Below are 17,322 nucleotides of genomic sequence, written 5' to 3'. Positions count from 1 at the left end.
CCGCCAAGGCGATTGCCAGGCTGCGATTGTTCGGGAGCGAGTCGATCGGACGGCAGGATGGGTCCATGGTCCAGTCAAGAGCGAGGGTATCGGCGAACAAGCTGGAGGCGGCAATCGGGGTCGGTGGGGATCTTGGCGCGTGAGAGGAACCGTCGACGCCCGGTGTAGCAGAGATGTGAGCTTGGCCCGCCGGAGCGCAGAGGGATAGGAGAAGGGGTCAACGATGCGGATCCTGCATATCCTCAACCATACCCAGCGCCAGAACGGCCATGTTCATGCCGCGGTGGATCTGGCCTGCGCTCAGGCCGCGCTCGGGCATGATGTTTGCATCGCAAATGGAGGAGGGGACTTTGACCCGCTCTTGCACAGCAAGGGTGTTCGCACCGTGCGTGTCGATCATACGCGAAGCATCCCGAGCCTGGCCAAGGCCGCTTTTCGCCTGCATGGCCATATTCGCGAGTTCAAGGCCGAGGTAGTCCATGCGCATATGATGACCAGCGCTGTCCTGGCATTCCCGATTTGCAGGATCGCGCGGATACCTCTCGTCACAACCGTGCACAACGAATTCGAGAAGAGCGCGACGTTGATGGGACTGGGAACACGTGTGATTGCAGTCAGCGACGCTGTCGGGGCCTCAATGCAACGGAGAGGTATTCCCGCTTCGAAATTGCACGTTGTCCTCAACGGTACGATTGGTTCGAGCCGGCTGGAAGCACGCGCGGGGGAACCGGCGGCGCTAAAATCGCCAAGCATACTTTTTGTCGGTGGGCTCCACCCCCGCAAGGGCCTCCCGGATTTGTTTCATGCCTTCGATATCGTCCATGAGAGCTTCCCTGCCGCGCATCTCTATGTGGTCGGCGACGGTCCATTTCGCGGCTCCTACGAGGAAATGGTTTCGTCTCTCGCGTGCGCGCGGGCTGTCACTTTCCTTGGGTCGGTGAGGGATCCCTATCCACATATGGCGGCGGCCGACATTTTCGTCCTGCCTTCCCATGCCGACCCCGCGCCGCTCGTATTGTCGGAGGCGCGCGAGGCGGCTTGCGCGATAATAGGCACTGAGGTCGATGGCATCCCGCAACTGCTGGAGTACGGCGAAGCCGGAATTCTTGTGCCACCGCGAGACCCGTCATCGCTTGCAGATGCGATCTGCGACCTGTTGCGAATGCCCGAACAGATCGCAGCGTGGAAGGCCAAGAGCCAGCTGCGCATCGAGAATCTGACGATCGAGCGTGTCGCTCGTGAGACGATACAGGTATACTTGGCCGCGGTTGCTCCAAGGCGAGTGAAGACGCAGGCTTTTTGAGGGGAGACAGGCCTTTGGCCGGTCCTCAGAAAGCAACGACCGTGGCATGGAGGAAATCCAAGCAACGGCGGACGTCGCAATCAGGAATATTGCCACGTTTTGTGTCAGCCAATTTGAATTGACGCGCGGGGCGCCCGCCATCCTCAACAACATCCTTTCCAAGATGGGATAGGGGAGGAACATGGCGCCGCCGACTGGCAGTTGCCTCTACGAGAAGCTCGAAGAGACTGGTGGCCACGACGACATTCGTGGAACTTTCAAGCGCCAGACGCGTCGTGATCGAGGCAAAGTGTGTGTCATGCGGACAAGCGACCGCTGGGACCAGCCCTACCAGGTTCGCTGCTGTGCAAAGATCATGCGACAAAGATGCCGCTCAACCTTTAAACGGATAGGCAAATGCTGGACGCAAGAAAATTCGCACTTTCGACTATGGCGATCATTTTCAACAGATTGCATCACAACAGGAATTTGCAGAAAGCGGTTTTCAATGCAATTCGCCTCAACAGGCCGGAGGTCGCGGACATCATATTGGACGATGACCTCAAGTTTGTCGGTTATTGCTTGTCGCGACGTGCGTGGTCGAGGGCACAGATCTTACAGGACCTGTGGGTTTGCTACGAGCTATCCGAAAAACGAGATGGTTTCTTCGTCGAGTTCGGTTCGACGAATGGTCTGAAAAACAGCAACACGTGGTTGCTCGAGAAGAAATTCGGCTGGACGGGTATCCTGGCCGAACCCAACCCCATTTGGCATGCGGAGTTGGCCGCAAACAGAAATGCTTCGATCGACCATCGATGCGTCTCATCGCAATCCCACAACAGGGTCACCTTCCTGGCCACCGACGACATCGACCCGGAGCTGAGTTCAATTGCCGATTTCTCTCAAGGGGATCATTTCTCCGAGGTGCGCAGGAAAGGAAAGCAGATACAGGTGGAGACAATTTCGCTCGGCGATCTGCTTGAAGCGTACCGGGCGCCAGCCGTGGTGGATTATCTATCGATTGATACGGAAGGCAGTGAACTCGATATTTTGTCCGCATACAGCTTTGAGCGCACGTTCGAACTGATTTCAGTCGAGAACAATCCGAAGACCGAGGCCGCGATGCAGAAATTGTTGGAGAGCAGGGGCTATCTGCGCGTCTTCGAACATTTCTCGCAGTGGGATGGTTGGTACGTATCTGCCAGGCGGCGCGACGGACGGAAAAACGAAATCGTCGCCCCGGCGTCGTGAAGGCGAACGCGGAGATTGGGACTGGTTTGTCCATCCGGTGGCTTAAAGCTTGCTGGTCTTGGCGGCAGGACGCTTGATGATTGCGTCGAAGGTGCGGCTTTTCGCGGCCTTGGCGGTTCTCCGATACGAACCCGATATTTCGATGCTTCAGCGTCTCGCAGGTCCCAGGAAGTGAAGGGCAGTCAAGGCGGAGGCACCGGATCGTCGAGGTTGATCGAACATCGGCGCGACGGTGATCGTCAGAAGTTCATGGGTTGTGAAGCTCGAGTGGTCAAGTTCTCATCTCAGATAGACGTCGACCCGCCCCGTGTGACTGTTCGGCGCCCCGCCAGTACCTGACGCGGGCGCGCCGGTCTCCACAGAAACGCCGCTACAGCTCAGTGCGCGACAGTAATCACTGGAATACCTGCCTCCCTTGCCGCTGATATGAGTGCCGCGCGAGCATCTTGGGGCGACGCATTTCCATGAATTGCGTCCAGGCAAGCTTTAACCGCCACGACATAGTCCTCTCCATCGTCGATTGGCCACGCGGCAATCAGCGCCTCGGCAACGTCGCCAAGGGATGTGATGAGCCTGTACTTTTCCGGCCCACCCATCATAAGCATCAGAGGGATGAAATCTCCGCTTCTGTGCCAATTCATTACACGTCACCTCGCTACGGCTTTAGAGATCCGTAACCATGCAAGAAGCATTCCCGACGAAAGGGTACCCCAAGTTGGGCCAACTGACCTTGGCGCTCCGTCTGCCCGCTGCCCCACCGCGTCGTCTCACAGTCTTAAGCAGTGCTCACCCGCAGACTTGCGAGTGGATATGGCCTCCGTCTGCATACGCGGCTTGGGACGACCCACCGCCCTTCCACTGGGGTTGGCCAATGAGCCTGCACGATAAGTCCTCAGATCACAGCGAAGGCTATTTCCGAGACGATCAAATGCGCGGCGAACGCAACGGGCAGGCTCCGTAACGCGATGTTCGAGGCCCAGACGCGGCGTACGGTGGCGAGCAGAGATGTACCGCAAACATCATAAGTTGCCGACAGCGCTCCGGCCGAAGCCCGACGCTGGAAGCTGCAAGCGGCGATCGCAGTGCCGAAAGGATAAAACACAAGCATCACGACGCCGCCTCCGACCAGTCTCTGCGCCGGCCGCCCATCCGGCTTCCCTGACCACATGCCTTCCATTACAATCCCTTCCGCATGCAGAGGAGTTTGCCATGAGCGAAGACGCCTTCAACATGTCGATCCGCAAGTTCCTGAAGGAAGTCGGTGTGACCTCGCAGCGCAAGATTGAGGAGACGGTGCGCGACGGGCAGATCGGCGGCAAAAGGCTGAAGGTCCGCATGACGCTGACGGCTGAGGACACTGGCCTTAACCACGTGGTGGAGGGTGAGATCGAACTGCCCTAGGTCAACGCGGTGAGCGTCTGACGGTGCCATGGGCGAAGCTCGTGTTGATCACGCCGATGCCTTCGATGTTGTGAAGTTGATGCCTGACGAACTGCTCGTGACCTACAGACTTTGAACGAGGACGCGGAGCAGATAATCGGCCATAACCTGGCAGTCCGGTATGCTGTCGATAGAGCGGACCCTACGCTCGAAGCCCGTGACGGCCGCTTCGGAATGTCGCTCAAGCCTGATGCGAACGAATGCGGTGATCAGGAAGGCGCAGGCTGTCGGACAAATCTCAGCTCGCAAAAGTGCGAGCCGCGTTGCAGATTCGCTTGGAGCGCAATCGCGTGTGCCTGCCGATGATTTACGTTAAGGGCCCAACCCGGGTTCCGGAAAGCTCCGAGGGGTGTGCACGCGAGCGGCGCGCCCGAAGCATTCCGGTGTCCGAGGGGTTGGGACAGCACAAATTATGCAGGACCCGGCCAAATTTGACAGTTGGACCAAAGTCCTGAACGCACCAGAGCCGAAGTCCCGGAGTGATCGGACTTAGGTCCAATGTTCAGCAACAATGCTAATGGCGTATTAGGATCCGAGGCGTGGGGCACAGGATTGCGGATCACTATGCGCAAAACGGAATGGGAATGAGACATGAAAAAACTCGCTATCGCAGCGCTGGCCTTCGCGACTGCGTTGTCAGCGTCGCCGGCATTCTCTCAGATCTACTTTGAGTACGGCGCGGGACCTCGCTACTACGATGACCGGCCAGTACCACGATACTATCGTTACCCGCCACGCTACGCATACGATGACGACTATGACGGCCCGGGTTACCGCTATGGCCAGCGGTGCTGGACACAAAGATATTACGGATACCGCTATGGCCACCGGGTGGTGCGGTACCGGAACGTTTGTGAATAGCGCGCCGGCATTTGACCGGTAACATCGCGATACTGTACCGGTCACGCGGATTCGAATTCAGTGGGCGCGTTCGCGTTTGAGAGCGCTGCCCCTCTCAGAGATGTACCAACGGCACTCGCCGGACAGCATCATCGGCGCCGGCGCGTATATGACCTCCCCTCGATCAGATCATCGGCGGCGATTGATCGTTAGCGTTTCTGTGAACCGCCCCAGGTTTTCACCACCAGAGTCTAGCGTTTTCCGGCTTCTGATTCGGTTCAGATCACGACGGGAAGACCGATCAATCAGGCTGGGCCCGCCTTTGCGGCCATTACTCGTTGTCCGGCCAAGTTTGCCGTAAAAAACCAAGCTTGCGGTGCCTGCATGCTGTCAGCGTGGTAGTATACTTGGCTCCCTGCATCAAGAGGGTGGGCAGAGGATGGAGAGGCGTCTCACCGCTATACTTTCGGCCGACGTGGTCGGCTATAGCCGCCTCATGGGGTTAGACGAGGCCGGCACGCTGGAGCGGCTGAAAGCCTGCCGCCGGGAGCTGATCGATTCTACCGTTGAAGAATACCACGGCCGGATCATCAAGCTCATGGGCGATGGCGCGCTCGTCGAATTCCCCAGCGTCGTGGATGCGGTCCAATGTGCTGCCGTGGTCCAGCGGAAGATGTCCGGGCGCGACGATGGCGTTCCGGAAGATATGCGCATTCAGTTTCGTATCGGCGTCAATCTTGGGGACATCATAGCCGAAGGCGACGACATCTACGGCGATGGCGTCAACATAGCCGCCCGCCTACAGGCAATTGCAGAGCCTGGTGGTATCTTCATATCCGGCACCGCATTCGACCAGGTCGCGCACAAGGTCGACGTCGGCTACGTGGCCCTCGGCGAGCAGCGACTGAAAAACATTGCCGACCCGGTTCGCGTCTATCGCGTTCTGCTAGATCCAGCAAAGGTCGGCACAGTCGTCTTTGCCCCTCGGGCACACTCGCTAGGTGTCATGCTCTTAGCGCTCACAGCGCTGTTGATCGCGGCCGCAGGGGCTTTCGTCGCCTGGCAATGGGTTTCACCGAAACGCCCATCTATCGCCGTACTTCCCTTCGCCAACTTGAGCGAAGATCAATCCCAGGACTATTTCGCCGACGGCATTACCGACGATCTGATTACCGATCTCACCAGGCTTTCGAACCTTGACGTCATCTCTCAGAACTCCGTGTTTGTCTACAAAGGCAAGCCCCACGTCCTGGAAGAGATACGTCGTGCACTCGGCGTCCGGTTCGTCGTCGAGGGCAGCGTGCAGCGCAGCGGCGATCTGATCCGTGTCAACGCGCAACTAATCGATGCGTCGAGCGGGCTCCATCTCTGGGCAAATCGATTTGACCGGGGCGCGTCCGAGGTGTTTGCTGTGCAGGACGAGATGGGTCGTCAGATCGCCGATGCTCTTGGACTGAAACTGACACGTAGCGAGACCGAACGCATCGCACGTCCCCCGACCTCCAATCTCGAAGCATATGACTATTATCTTCGTGCCGAGCAGGCCGCCCGAACCGGCCGTCGCTCCCGGATGCTGGAGGCATTGGCGCTCTTTGACAAGGCGGAGGCGCTGGACGGCAGGTTTGCCGAAGCATTCGCGGCCGATGCGCACGCCAGCTCATTCATCTGGCGCATGACATATGACGACGTCCTGCAGAGCGCGCCAGCGCGCAAGAGAGCCTACGACAAGGCAAGCCGCGCCCTTGCGCTCGACCCCGACCTTCCGTCGCCCTATGCGGTCCTCGCCATCATGCAGGCTGTGGACCGACGTTACGAGCAGGCGATAGCCTCGGCGCAGAAGGCCGTCGCGCTCGGCCCCGGCAATGCCGAGGCCCGTATGGCGGTCGCATATGTTCAATTGGTCTGGGGCAATCACGCCGACGCGGCCACCGCTGTCAGGACGGCTCTGAAGTACGACCCGAACCCGTCCGCCATCGATCGATATACCGCTGGAATGGTGTTTTTTCTCCAACACGACTACGAGAGGGCGACAGACAGCTTCCAACGGGCGCGTGACGGTTCCGAGAACAACGGCGACTTCGTTACTCCTCTGGCCATGGCCTATATCCGCGCGGGCCGCATCGATGACGCCCGTGCAACCGTGGCCGAGGCAGCACGGCTTCGCGGTGGGCGCGAGTGCCTGGCGGGATGGCGGCTTGCAAATGCCAACTTACGCAGTCAGGATTTGGCGTTTACACTCGACGCGCTGCGCGAGGCCGGCCTGCCGGAGTGGCCGTTCGGCTTCCACGGAGACGAGCAGGCTCGGCTGACGGGTGCCGAAATCGCGGCAACGGTCATAGGAAAAGTTCTGCGGGGAAAGACCGAACCCTCTAAAGGCCCTGCGATCATGCAGATCCAGCTGGACGGCAAGGCGGCGTTCCGCTCGCCAAACCAAATGATGACCGAGACGGTTTCCGTCAAAGGCGATCTCCTTTGCGAGCAAAGCGAAAATGCATTTGGCCAGCCCGATTGCGGGCCGGTCTATAGGCACACGAAATCCACCGACGAAACCGGCTTCACCTACGTTAACTCGTCCAAGGTCTTCTACTTTTCGGCCGCCGATTAGAAGCCGTTTGCGGTTAGTGATACTGATCCAGTTCGAGATCGGCGGCCACCCTCGGCCACTTGGCATCAGCCCTCGCAACGATGTCAGCCGGATTGGTGGCAAATCCTTCCGCATCCGCTTTGTCATACATCAGGTACAGCTTGCCATCGATGATCTTGAAGGCTTCGGGATCAACATTGACCGTGACTGAGCCGTCGCTCACCTCGCCCGTGCAGTACCCGCCGTACTGGGGTGCGTACTTAAGCGGTTCGCTCATGAACATCTCACGGTGCTTTGAATTTGCGAAATGCCAGGGCGTCCCGAGCCACTCGTAGGAGTATTTTTCCGAGCCTTTTGTCGCTTTGCCTTCGGTGAAGTAGGCGACCGTGTCGTAGCCCATGATGGCCACCCCGCCGAAGTACCCTGTGTTCACCGAGTCGTCTGCCGCCGCAGGCGACCCACCGACAGCCCATGCGACGAGGCCGACCGTCGCCATAAACCGAATGCATTGTGTTCCGCTTCGAGAGTGCATCATCGCCTCCTCTTCACTCGTGGATTTCCATGCATTTCGTATAAAAATCTTCACCTCGGAGCACGCTGGTCGGGGGACACGCCACGCCATGCCGTTTGAATAGCCGGACGATATCAAAATTGCCTTTCCATATGGCTCTCGCAATCGGCGTGTAGCCATGAATCTCGACGTGGCCGATATCCGCTCCCTTAGCCAACAAGAACTCGGCAAGGGCGACATGGTTCTCCTCACCAGCAACCATGAGCGGTGTAACACCCGCTTTGTTGGCCGCATCGTCGAGAATCGCTCCGTGATCGAGGAGTAGTTTACTGATAGGTATGCTTCCTGAGTACGCAGCAGCGTGAAGCGCAGTGAAGCCGCCAGCGTTCCGAGCCATGACGTCGGCGTGCTTGTTGATCAGCAACTCAACTATGGCGGTTTGATTTGCGAGCGCGGCATTGATAAGTGGTGTCGCCTGGTCTCTCGCGCGGCTGTCGACATCGGCGCCCGCGGCAAGAGACTGCTTCACCGCCAAGGTGTCTCCCGCTGAGACGGCATCGAACAAGGGATCGCCCGCGGCCGTCACTGTCGCTGACAAAAACAACGCTACCGATGCAAGCAACCGGCGCATAGCTTCACCTCGGAGTTTCAATCAACAATAGCACAGCACCCTTATTTGGGATAGTCAGCACCAACGCGTTTGGCCACGCGATACGCTGAAAACTACTGTCGCGAGCGCTTGATCGATCAAGCTTCGGACCAACTGCAGCCGGTTGCGGCGCTACGCTCGGGGACCATTTCCCTCGCAAGGAACTTCGTCGGCTCGATCGTTCATGTCACGTATTTCTTCGCAGACTATTGGCTCCGCGAACGAAATCACCGCACTCAGGAGTAAAAATCGGCGGCGCGTCCGCAGGTAGTCTTCAGGTGCCACGCTGAACCCGACCGCCCTCCGCGCGTCTTGGAGGTTGAGCTCGGGATCGCGAGACAGATTTTCGCTCAGCGGGCGGGTCTTGCGTAGCAGTTGATGTCGGAGCCCGACCGAGAACGAGCCGCGCAGGCCGGTCCGATCTTTGAAGAAGCATCTGGAACTTTCACACGGAAAGTCGCTCCTTGCACACAGTTTCGACGAGAGTTTGAAGAGCCTTCACGCGTTCGACCAGCCAGGCGAGCTCCTCGCTGGTGATTGTGTATTTCGACGAATACCGTGCTTCCACATAGGCCCGCGACAGCAACTCGAAGCAGCGCCGTGAAAATCGGCTGTCACGCGGCCACGCTTCGACCAGCCGATTGTCCACCCCCTCGGCCTGGGAGCGCAAGGCCTTTATCCGATGAGACTTGGGGCTGTAGAGGGTGAGTGTTAACAGGACACAATGATAGGCACTCTCGGTCGCTTGGTGCAGCATGAAAACGCCGTGACGCCAGATGTTTCTTTCGAGCATCAGTTCAGCGCCCGTGAGCGCCTCGAGTGACAACTGATACCACTGATCAAAATTAGTTTGCGCTTCCGCGCGCCTCTCCTCCGCCGTCAGCGGCTTCGGTTGCGCCAGCGGATGGCCGGGCTCCTCGTAGAGGGGAATGCCGTCTCTGGCGATGTCGACGAAGAAGGGGCGACCGCGGGACAGCTGGTCGTTGACATCGGCCAACGTGTGGATGATCGGCACGACCGGGGTTTCGATGCGGTGCGCGATCTGCTCCGTCAACAGCCGCTCCTCGATGTTCTCCCAGAGTTCCTGCTCCTCGGCAAACGCCTTGCTGTTGACGACGATCAACAGATCGTAGTCGGAGCGATAGCCGCTCAGGTGATCCTCGACCCAGTCGCCGCGGCCATAAGAACCATAGAGAATGACCTTCAGGATCCTGCCGAAATTGCGCTTGGCCGACAGCTTGCCGGCCTGGAAGCCATCGACCTCGGCAAACAGGATCTCGAGGATGCGCGCCAGTTCGCGCCGCTTCCTGTCCGGCAGATGTTCGATATGGTCGGTCAGGGTCAAAGCCGCGTCAAAGCCTTCGGTCAGAATCGCATCCATCGTAGCGGTTCCATGGTGATTGCGCATCTAAACGTTATACGGGAAAGTGCCTGCAAGTACAATCAAGGGCGTCATCGGGCGGCGCACATCTCTCCTATCGTTCGAACTCGTCTCGATCGCGGCTGCGCTCGGATTCGCTCAGAAGCTCGTCCAATCGTGAAACCCGCTGTTTGGCGGGATCTGTTCTTATGTCTGCGGCGGATCTCGTGCGATCAGTTTGCCTGAGCGCCTCGGATTTCGGTTCGCGGTCTTGCATCTCACTTTCGGCATCCTTTGTGTGGTGACGTTGAACAGCACCGCCGGCCGTTTTCCCTGTTCCCTCGGCCGATCGCTGAGCGGCGGCCTCGATAGCAAACCGCAACTGGTTGTCACCCTCAGCGATCTCGCGAATATAGGTGTTGCCGGCGGCACCGAGTTCGCCGGCCCGGGCAAGCTCGAAATCGAGGCTGGCCTGCCACTTTGCCTTGTCAGCACGGCTCCGATCATCGCCAGCGGATTCGATCCGCTCGCGGTAATACTCGACTGCCATCATAAGATCGCGTCCCGCCTCGACGGCTGTCGGCGTATGGCGTGCGATACTATCCTCACCCTGCTGATTGATCTCGTCTGCCTGTCTAGGCCTGACAGTTTCGCTCGTTCGCTCACCGGCCTGCTCGGCCTGTTCCATCATCTCACGGCGGGCGTCGACATGGTCGCGCACAGCTGAAACGATCTCCCCGAATCGGCTCCGCCACGTTTCCGGCAGGAGGCGTTCTGCCTCCTCCAAGGTGGCTTCCACGCGCTTTTCATAGGCCTCGAATTCGGATCGCGTCATGGTGTGCATGTTTTCGACCTCCGCAAGCTTTGACAGTCCGACCAATGCGGCCTGGATTTTCGAGCCATTGTCGTGGGGAATATCGGGTGTGCGCGGCAGTTTCTCGAGCAAACGTCCTGCGGCATCGATCCGGGAAAGCTGAGTTTCAGCAAAATTCTTAGCTTTGACATTCTCCGCATCGCGAGCAACTTCCAGCCACTGCGAACGAACTCTCTCGGTGTAATCCAGGCTCCTCGCAGTCCTTGCCGCTGTCGGAACCTCCCGCCGTTTCTGCTCATACCTCAGCGCTGCAAAACCCGACGTGCCCGCATACTCGGTTCGGCCCTTGTGGCTGACCGGGCGGACCTGATTGCGGCTGTAAGCAGGCGCGCCTGCCTGGTCTCGACGATCGGTCATTTCCATGCGAATGCCACGAGCACGCGCCTGCTCTGCCAGGTTCTCGCGCCAGCGCCGGAACGATGCGATCGACGTCTCGATCCGGTCTCCGTTCTCAGCCCGCATCGCAACGATCGCGTGGAGGTGGACATGCGGCCGCTTGCCACCGTCCCGTCCGGCTTTCGGATCGCTCGTCGGCTCATGCAGGGAAAAGACATAGCGGTGCTCGGCGAATTCTGCTGCCAGAAACGCCCGCGCCGACGCCCGGAAGGCTTCGACATCGGTGCCGGCCCGTGCTGACATGACGAGATGCATGACGTCGCGCGACTTGCGGCTGTGGAGTTCGCCCCGCCATTCCTGTTGCACCAGATCGCCGGCCTGTTTGGCGTCGCCAATCTTTTCGCCGCGATCGGTTTCGACCGTGCCGTCGAACCTCGCCACCAGCGTGCGCAGCCGGGCGGAACCATACTCGACGCCATTGCCGTAACCCGTGAAGCGAAACTCCGCTTCCGTGGCGTCAACTCCCGCCCTTGTCATCCGTGTTTGGACAATTTCGGTGGCCTTGGCATCGGCGGTCAGCCGCTCGCCATCCTTCGCGCGCAAGACAGCAACGCCTTCGATGCGGTGAGTTCTGCCACAATCCGCAACCCCGAATGCAAACGACCGATCGCCGAGCGCCGATTTGACGATGAAGCGAGCCCGATTATTCATTGCTTGCGCTTCCTCGGGACCATGGGCGATATCGATGCAGAAAATTCCGATGTCGCGGCTTTCAGCGCGATTGCCCATCATAGGCGCCCAATCGTCGGAGAGCGCAGCGATCGCATCCCGGCCACGCAGCTCCTGACCGGATTGGGTTTCCATCGAAACCTCTCCATTGCGGGAAATATAGCCCGCCATCGCGCCAAGCCGGCTGGCCGCGCCAAAGGACGCCATCTTGACGACAGCCGGTTGGCTGCCGCTTGCAAGTCCGGCAAACCGCGTTTCCATCGGTCGGCGCTGCGACGGCGAACTTTGCGCAAGCGGCCAATGAGCGAACTTCTTGAAGCTTTTCAAGGGATTTTGGTCCGCCGCCCCGAACAGCACCGTGCTTCCGCGCCGCCGGCGAAGCTCCTCGTCGTCCGTTGTGCTCGCGATCAGGCGCTCATGCAGGAAGGCCGCCCTTCGACGCTCCCATTCCTGTGTGAACGCTCCGAGAAAGATCTCCACTAGGGACGCCCTCCAACGCTACGGCCGTTTCTCCTCTCGAGCCGGCGCAGTTCCAAGGCGAGACCGGCCGCGACGGGCTGGAGGTCCTTCAGGAGCTCGCCAAGCTCGCTGGGAATGATGCGCTGATGAGCGAGCCGCAGAAGACTGTTCAAGTTCATGCCGATGGCGCGCAGGTCGCGATGAAGCAGGTCAAACACGGCCCGGTCCTCCTCTGTCAGGAATGGTCGGACGCCAGCACCCTCGAGCGTCAGCGAGCGCATAAAAGCTGACATTGTAAGCTCGGCGCATGCTGCCGCCTTTTGAACGGCGGCCAGTTCGGTTGCCGTGAAACGAGCGTGCACGACATGGGCTTTCCGCTCCTTCGGGGGCGTGTTGATCGGCGCTATTTGCTTCATCCGAGCCACGGTACTTTGCCTTGTTCATTGAACGCCGCAGGCGCTATCGACGGCCTGTCCGTCGATCGTCAGCAATTTTGTATCACAAAATTGCGTATCCTGCCGAACCAACATAGACTATTATGGTTCATGACCGCAAGTCTTCCATCGAGACCGCTCCAATCCGCGATCGCGCTGTGAGGCGGTAGCGAAGGGGAATATTGCCGTGTGGTGTGTCAGCATCATGTGATCATTTGGTGGCGAAGTGCTCCACAGATTCATGGAAACAACATATTGAATATAAACACATATGTAGGCAATGGACGTTTTTCCGTTTGATGGCGGACGATACGTCACCCGATGACATCGGTTCGGGCAGTGGACGCGGAGCCATGAAAAATGGCGCCCCGATAAATGGACTGGACGAGGGATGAAAATGAACTAATATGGTTTGCGCTCCGGAGAAGGATTTTTGATGCAGTTTCGTTGAAGGGAGCCTTCATGACGCGGACTTACGCGGTGGTCAGCAACAAGGGTGGTGCCGGGAAGACGACGATGGCGACGCTGATTGCCGGCGAATATGCACTCGACCAACAAAGCATCCTCATGATCGACGCAGACAGTCGGCAGAACCTCGCCGGGTGGTGGAAGCTGTGTCACAGGAAGGGCAACGTGCCGAGCAATATCGAAGTGGCAGTCGCAGCCAACCAGCGGGCGATCGAAGATCTGCTTCGGACCTATGCGCCTGCGTTCGATGTCGTCATTATCGACGCGCCCGGCGTCGACAGCGCCTTGCAGACCACCATCATCCGTTCCTCAAACCTCGTCCTGTCGCCGCTGCAGCCGGGCATCAAGGAAATCGAGGCGGCCGGTCAGACGATTTCCGAGGTCAACGACATCAACGATCAACTGGGGCTATTCGTTCTTCACATGAATGTGCGCACGCGCATCACGCTGACGGGGCGAAGCCTCGAGGCCTATCGTTACATAAGACCCTTCGTGGCCGGCCTGGTTGAAGCCAGCTATCAGACCATGCTGCTCGACACCGAGCTTTATGAGCGCAACATCTATCGGGAAATCCAGAATGGCCTCGGAACGCTGCAGATGCAGGAGCCCACGGAACCGGTTCGAAAGGCGCGGCTTGAAGTCAGGGCCCTGGTGGACGAGATCGAGCTTCGGCGGATGACGGCTTTGGCGGAGATCACGGCATGACGAAGAACACGATTGATTTCTCACTTGCCCCGAGACGCAAGCCCGGCGAACCGAGCGGAACGCTCCCAGACAGGTCTTCCGCCGATGATACTGACGCTGGTGCTGTCGGCCATCCTCGAGCGGTTGAAGGTAAGACGCTGCTGCCGAGGCTTCCCGAAGAAGAAAGACTTCGCCGTTCCGCCAGGCGCGCGGCCGAGCAACAGGAGACGAGGCGAAGGCTCAAGAACCTGAAGCGGATGAAAGAGCGGAATATTCGATTTTACGTCAATGTGCCGCTTGAACAGGATGTCAAGGCAAGGCTTTTGCGGGCAGCCCATGAAAACGATATCCGGATGACGGTGATCATGCAGGCGGCGATCGACACCTATCTGCAAGACAATGGGTATTGAGGTGCCTACGTCTGACCGCTCCGACGGTGCGCAATGGCAAGCCGCCACAAAAAGGCGGCTCGGGATCGATGCGGCCGTCGAGCTCGGCCCAGATGACGGCGCGCTCGGCGATCATCAGCGCCAGCTCGGCTTCGATCGTCAAACGTTCCTGGAGTGTCTCGGCGTCACGGTCCTCCGCCCGTTGTCGTGACAGTCAACCGAAATCTGGAGACAGCATCAGCCGCAGCAGGCGCTTTTTCCAGTTGAGGGACCACAGCATGATTGCGCCTGGGCCTGCTGTTCCGCGAGCCAACGATCGCGAGGCTTGCAGCTTGCCTGCCGCGGCGTGAGCTCGACATGAACCGTGCTGCCGTGGAGCGTTGGCATTGAAGCGCAGTAGAGCTGCATCGGCTGAACGCCGTCGCTGACCTCGAATGTCAGCTTGGCCGCGTCATCCAGCTTCACATGCTCCGTTACCTTGCGAATGATCGCATGGAACTTGCCCGCTGGCATGTGGGTGCGGTCGCCTTCTTCGACGTCCCAGAGCTGAATGAAAATCTCTGCCCATGCCTCAGGATTGGCGCCGCAGTCGAGAGCCGCGAACTGTCCGGCCTTGACCTCGGTCACGTGATAGCCGGGCTTCACCGGCCGTCCGTCGTAATAGAACACCAGCGCAGAATCCTTGGCGGCTGCGAGCACGCTCATGAGCTTGCCCAGCGAGATATCGCCCTTCTGTATTTTGCTGTTGTCGACGGCGTTCATCTGCGTTATTCCTCGTTTCAATGGTTCAAGGATTGTTGAAATATGGATCAACGTCAAGCCCTGATCGCATTCGGCGCGCTGTCCCAGGAGACCCGGCTGCATATCATCCGCATGCTCGTCGTCGCCGGCCCTGACGGCATGGCTGCGGGCGCAATCGCCGAAAGGGCAGAGGTATCGCCGTCGAACGTCTCCTTCCATCTGAAGGAGCTTGAACGCTCCGGCCTGATCGCACAGCAGCGGGAATCGCGCTCGATCATTTACACGGCGAACTATGAAGCGCTCGGCGGGCTCGTCCGCTTCCTGATGGAGGATTGCTGCTCCGGTCATCCGGAGATCTGCGCCCCGGCCGCGGAGCTTGCCACCTGCTGCACCCCTAAAACGCAGGAGAAACTGCAATGACTGCCGAACGCGTTTACAACGTGCTCTTTCTCTGCACGGGCAATTCCGCCCGTTCGATCCTGGCGGAGTCGATCTTGAATGCGGAAGGCAATGGCCGCTTCAAGGCTTATTCGGCCGGCAGCCAACCGAGGGGCGAGGTCAATCCGCACGCCGTAAAGGAGCTTGAAGCGCTCGGCTATCCGTCGACTGGCTTCCGCTCGAAGAGCTGGGACGAGTTCGCCGAGCCGGACGCTCCGCAAATGGACTTCATCTTCACGGTTTGCGACAGCGCCGCCGGCGAGGCTTGTCCGGTCTGGATCGGCCACCCGATGACGGCCCATTGGGGCATCGAAGACCCGGCCGCTGTGGAAGGCAGTGAAATGGAAAGGAGCCGTGCCTTCGCGCAAGCGGCCAGCTTTCTCAAGAACCGCATCATGGCCTTCATCAGCCTGCCACTCGCTTCGATCGACAGGCTCGCGCTGGAATCGCATTTGCGCCAGATCGGCACGATGGAAGGCGCCAGCATCAAGCAGCCGAAGGCCAGCTGATGGGTGGGTTTGATCTAGGGCGTCGGCTTGTCGCCGAGGGATTTGGCACCGCCATGCTGGTCGCGACTGTGGTGGGGTCCGGCATCATGGCCGCATCCCTGACCCAGGATGTCGGATTGGCGCTCCTTGGCAATACGCTGGCCACCGGTGCCATCCTGGTAGTGCTGATCACGGTCCTTGGACCGATCTCCGGAGCACACTTCAATCCGGCCGTGTCGCTGATCTTTGCAATGTCCCGGTCGCTGCCGAAACGCGACCTCGGCGGATATGTCATCGCGCAGATCGTTGGCGGCGTGGTCGGCACGCTGGCCTCGCATCTGATGTTCGACCTGCCGCTGATCGAGCTGTCGAACAAGGTTCGCACCGGGGGCGCGCAATGGTTCTCGGAAGGGGTTGCAACCTTTGGGCTGGTGGCGGTGATCCTCGCCGGCATCAAGTTCGAGCAGAAGGCGGTGCCTTGGCTGGTGGGCCTCTATATTACCGCCGCCTACTGGTTCACGGCTTCGACGTCCTTCGCCAATCCGGCTGTGGCACTCGCCCGGTCGCTGACAAACACCTTCTCCGGCATTCGACCGGTCGACCTTCCTGGATTCTGGGTTGCCGAGATAGCCGGTGCGGTCGCAGGCCTCTTCCTCTTCACCTGGCTCCTGCAGCCGAACGCACCCTTAACCGTATCGTCAGAGGCAAAGCTATGAACGCCACCATCTACCACAATCCGGAATGCGGCACGTCGCGCAACACGCTGGCGATGATCCGCAACGCCGGCATCGAGCCGACGGTTATCGAATACCTGACGAACCCGCCATCGCGCACAGAGCTGGTGAAGATGATCGCAGACGCAGGTCTTACGGTGCGCAAGGCCATCCGCGAAAAGGGCACGCCCTATGCGGAGCTTGGTCTCGACAACCCGGACCTGACGGACGATCAGCTTCTCGACGCGATGCTGAAGGACCCGATCCTCATCAATCGGCCGTTCGTCATCGCCCCACTCGGCACGCGACTCGCACGCCCGTCCGAAGTGGTGCTGGATATCCTGCCCGACACGCACAAGGGCGCCTTCACCAAGGAGGACGGCGAGAAAGTCCTCGACGCCAAGGGCAAACGCATTGTCTGATCTGCCAGGCGCCTCGCCGGAACATTTGCGCCAGTTGGACCCGGCGGCACGACGGCCGCCATTGTCGACGCACAAGCCGCGCATTTTAATCCTCTACGGTTCGCTGAGGCAGGTATCCTACAGCCGGTTCCTTGCACATGAGGCCGCGCGGCTGCTCGAACACTTCGGCTGCGAAGTGCGGATCTTCAATCCTCGGTGCCGAACAGGAACCTGCAACTGAAGATAGCCGC

At 59.4% G+C, this 17,322-nt stretch carries 19 protein-coding genes and 1 pseudogene; 12 read left to right on the top strand and 8 right to left on the bottom strand.

Annotated features, from left to right (window positions below; genetic code table 11):
* The first annotated feature begins 223 nt into the window (after positions 1-223).
* Complete coding sequence (locus tag NBG89_RS27615) at positions 224-1,303, top strand: glycosyltransferase family 4 protein (protein WP_431323460.1); 1,080 nt, start codon at positions 224-226, stop codon at positions 1,301-1,303.
* 429 nt (positions 1,304-1,732) lie between these two features.
* On the top strand, positions 1,733-2,533 hold the full coding sequence (locus NBG89_RS27610; RefSeq protein WP_431323459.1) for an FkbM family methyltransferase: 801 nt from the start codon (positions 1,733-1,735) through the stop codon (positions 2,531-2,533).
* A gap of 377 nt (positions 2,534-2,910) precedes the next feature.
* Here NBG89_RS27610 and NBG89_RS27605 read toward each other — a convergent pair whose 3' ends face one another.
* Positions 2,911-3,174, bottom strand: a complete 264-nt coding sequence (locus tag NBG89_RS27605; protein WP_431323458.1) for a DUF982 domain-containing protein — start codon at positions 3,172-3,174, stop codon at positions 2,911-2,913.
* 251 nt (positions 3,175-3,425) lie between these two features.
* Positions 3,426-3,644: a hypothetical protein gene (locus tag NBG89_RS27600; protein WP_431323457.1), complete on the bottom strand. Its 219-nt coding sequence runs from the start codon at positions 3,642-3,644 to the stop codon at positions 3,426-3,428.
* A gap of 98 nt (positions 3,645-3,742) precedes the next feature.
* On the opposite strand from NBG89_RS27600, the gene NBG89_RS27595 reads away from it, so the two are divergent.
* Positions 3,743-3,934, top strand: a complete 192-nt coding sequence (locus NBG89_RS27595; protein ID WP_431323456.1) for a DUF6494 family protein — start codon at positions 3,743-3,745, stop codon at positions 3,932-3,934.
* A gap of 1,318 nt (positions 3,935-5,252) precedes the next feature.
* On the top strand, positions 5,253-7,418 hold the full coding sequence (locus tag NBG89_RS27590) for a tetratricopeptide repeat protein (RefSeq protein ID WP_431323455.1): 2,166 nt from the start codon (positions 5,253-5,255) through the stop codon (positions 7,416-7,418).
* Positions 7,419-7,431: 13 nt separating this feature from the next.
* On the opposite strand, the gene NBG89_RS27585 is transcribed toward NBG89_RS27590, so the two are convergent.
* The 5 genes from NBG89_RS27585 to NBG89_RS27565 all read right to left on the bottom strand — a co-directional run bounded on the left by NBG89_RS27585 (position 7,432) and on the right by NBG89_RS27565 (position 12,731).
* Positions 7,432-7,932, bottom strand: a complete 501-nt coding sequence (locus NBG89_RS27585) for a YHS domain-containing (seleno)protein (protein ID WP_431323454.1) — start codon at positions 7,930-7,932, stop codon at positions 7,432-7,434.
* 10 nt (positions 7,933-7,942) lie between these two features.
* Complete coding sequence (locus tag NBG89_RS27580; RefSeq protein ID WP_431323453.1) at positions 7,943-8,539, bottom strand: ankyrin repeat domain-containing protein; 597 nt, start codon at positions 8,537-8,539, stop codon at positions 7,943-7,945.
* Positions 8,540-9,002: 463 nt separating this feature from the next.
* Positions 9,003-9,938, bottom strand: coding sequence for a HEPN domain-containing protein (locus NBG89_RS27575; protein ID WP_431323452.1), 936 nt, complete (start codon positions 9,936-9,938; stop codon positions 9,003-9,005).
* Between the two features lie 94 nt (positions 9,939-10,032).
* Positions 10,033-12,336, bottom strand: a complete 2,304-nt coding sequence (locus NBG89_RS27570; RefSeq protein WP_431323451.1) for a relaxase/mobilization nuclease domain-containing protein — start codon at positions 12,334-12,336, stop codon at positions 10,033-10,035.
* Positions 12,336-12,731, bottom strand: coding sequence for a plasmid mobilization protein (locus NBG89_RS27565; RefSeq protein ID WP_431324569.1), 396 nt, complete (start codon positions 12,729-12,731; stop codon positions 12,336-12,338). The genes NBG89_RS27570 and NBG89_RS27565 overlap by 1 nt, the downstream gene beginning before the upstream one ends.
* Before the next feature lie 480 nt (positions 12,732-13,211).
* On the opposite strand from NBG89_RS27565, the gene NBG89_RS27560 reads away from it, so the two are divergent.
* The 3 genes from NBG89_RS27560 to NBG89_RS27550 are packed head-to-tail and all read left to right on the top strand — an operon-like array spanning position 13,212 to position 14,501.
* Positions 13,212-13,922 carry a ParA family protein gene (locus tag NBG89_RS27560; protein ID WP_431323450.1) on the top strand — a complete coding sequence of 237 codons (711 nt, stop codon included), beginning with the start codon at positions 13,212-13,214 and terminating at the stop codon, positions 13,920-13,922.
* Complete coding sequence (locus tag NBG89_RS27555) at positions 13,919-14,311, top strand: hypothetical protein (protein WP_431323449.1); 393 nt, start codon at positions 13,919-13,921, stop codon at positions 14,309-14,311. Before NBG89_RS27560 ends, NBG89_RS27555 begins: the two co-directional genes overlap by 4 nt.
* Position 14,312: 1 nt before the next feature.
* Positions 14,313-14,501 carry a hypothetical protein gene (locus NBG89_RS27550; RefSeq protein WP_431323448.1) on the top strand — a complete coding sequence of 63 codons (189 nt, stop codon included), beginning with the start codon at positions 14,313-14,315 and terminating at the stop codon, positions 14,499-14,501.
* A gap of 26 nt (positions 14,502-14,527) precedes the next feature.
* Here NBG89_RS27550 and NBG89_RS27545 read toward each other — a convergent pair whose 3' ends face one another.
* Positions 14,528-15,052, bottom strand: coding sequence for a DUF6428 family protein (locus NBG89_RS27545; RefSeq protein ID WP_431323447.1), 525 nt, complete (start codon positions 15,050-15,052; stop codon positions 14,528-14,530).
* 42 nt (positions 15,053-15,094) lie between these two features.
* Between NBG89_RS27545 and NBG89_RS27540 the strand changes: the two genes are divergently transcribed.
* From NBG89_RS27540 to NBG89_RS27520, 5 genes and pseudogenes are all read left to right on the top strand, one after another.
* Positions 15,095-15,451 carry an ArsR/SmtB family transcription factor gene (locus NBG89_RS27540; protein ID WP_431323446.1) on the top strand — a complete coding sequence of 119 codons (357 nt, stop codon included), beginning with the start codon at positions 15,095-15,097 and terminating at the stop codon, positions 15,449-15,451.
* The gene (locus NBG89_RS27535) at positions 15,448-15,978 is read left to right on the top strand and encodes an arsenate reductase ArsC (protein ID WP_431323445.1); all 531 of its coding nucleotides are present in this window, start codon (positions 15,448-15,450) and stop codon (positions 15,976-15,978) included. Before NBG89_RS27540 ends, NBG89_RS27535 begins: the two co-directional genes overlap by 4 nt.
* Complete coding sequence (locus NBG89_RS27530) at positions 15,978-16,673, top strand: MIP/aquaporin family protein (protein ID WP_431323444.1); 696 nt, start codon at positions 15,978-15,980, stop codon at positions 16,671-16,673. The genes NBG89_RS27535 and NBG89_RS27530 overlap by 1 nt, the downstream gene beginning before the upstream one ends.
* On the top strand, positions 16,670-17,092 hold the full coding sequence (arsC, locus tag NBG89_RS27525) for an arsenate reductase (glutaredoxin) (protein WP_431323443.1): 423 nt from the start codon (positions 16,670-16,672) through the stop codon (positions 17,090-17,092). The genes NBG89_RS27530 and arsC overlap by 4 nt, the downstream gene beginning before the upstream one ends.
* A pseudogene (locus NBG89_RS27520) lies at positions 17,085-17,285 on the top strand (NADPH-dependent FMN reductase); the annotation flags it as partial. The gene arsC and the pseudogene NBG89_RS27520, both read left to right, overlap by 8 nt.
* Positions 17,286-17,322: the final 37 nt, after the last annotated feature.

Origin of the sequence: Rhizobium sp. YTU87027, from assembly GCF_050644135.1 — a bacterium.
GTDB lineage: Bacteria > Pseudomonadota > Alphaproteobacteria > Rhizobiales > Rhizobiaceae > Rhizobium.
The sequence above is the reverse complement of the archived record's forward strand: the minus strand, read 5'-3'. Positions and strand labels throughout refer to the sequence as shown.